Genomic DNA, 848 nt, shown 5'->3' on the forward strand with positions numbered 1-848 from the left:
AATTATTAAGTTTAATGCCAAATCAATGTTTGGCTCCGTGGGACTCAGGAAAGTGGAGCTGTGTTCTCTCCTTAAGCATCATGCAGCTAACCGTTGTAGTTAATTCAAGTGCAGCTCCAAAAATCAAAGTATGAAAGACATTTATTTTCTTTTTCTTCTTGTATCTCTCTCATGTAGTAAAAATCAGAAGGAATATTATCACGACGGTAATTTAAAAGCTGAATACATGATTAACGACAATGGTGAATATCATGGTAAATACAAGGAATTTTATAACAACGGAAAAACAAAAACGCTTATTGACTTTGAAAATGGCTACAAGAGCGGAGTTGCTGAATTTTATGATTCAACAGGACAATTAGCAGCTAAAGAATATTTCCAACATGGGGAAATAAAATATGTTAAGGAGTTTACCACAGATGGTAAAATAGCATATGAATTTAATTTCCTTGACACATTAAATCTGCCAACAATTGAGGATTTTAATATTCAGCTTTCTAATAAGCAAACTTTCTTAACTGTGGGAGACACAACTCAGATTGATGTTTCATGTAATTCTCTATCTAAAAATAATCTAAGAGTAATTATTACGAATGGAATGCATAAAATTAATTGGCAAAAAGATTCGTTCTTATACAGCTTTGTACCAAAACAGGTAGGAAAATCAAAAGTTATGATTTATGTAAATGCTGACAACAGAAGTAAAAAGCATTACTACATTGGTTTTAAAGAATATGAAATAAAGAACTAACTACAACACGCCGCTATAGCGCATAGCAGGGCTCGGCTCACTTTGGGTGGGCAGATTCCCGCTTCGATTGTCTGTCCTATCGGACGGACAATCAGCA

At 34.1% G+C, this 848-nt stretch carries 1 protein-coding gene; it reads left to right on the forward strand.

The window, feature by feature from the left end; all coding sequences use genetic code 11:
* The first annotated feature begins 130 nt into the window (after positions 1 to 130).
* The gene (locus ACSX1H_RS19435; RefSeq protein WP_439185918.1) at positions 131 to 751 is read left to right on the forward strand and encodes a toxin-antitoxin system YwqK family antitoxin; all 621 of its coding nucleotides are present in this window, start codon (positions 131 to 133) and stop codon (positions 749 to 751) included.
* Positions 752 to 848 lie beyond the last annotated feature (97 nt).

Source organism: Carboxylicivirga taeanensis, assembly GCF_051851475.1.
GTDB lineage: Bacteria > Bacteroidota > Bacteroidia > Bacteroidales > Marinilabiliaceae > Carboxylicivirga > Carboxylicivirga taeanensis.

Bases quoted from the DNA above. Each gene is read 5' to 3' on its own strand.
- ACSX1H_RS19435 (WP_439185918.1), top strand. From the start codon at position 131: ATGAAAGACATTTATTTTCTTTTTCTTCTTGTATCTCTCTCATGTAGT.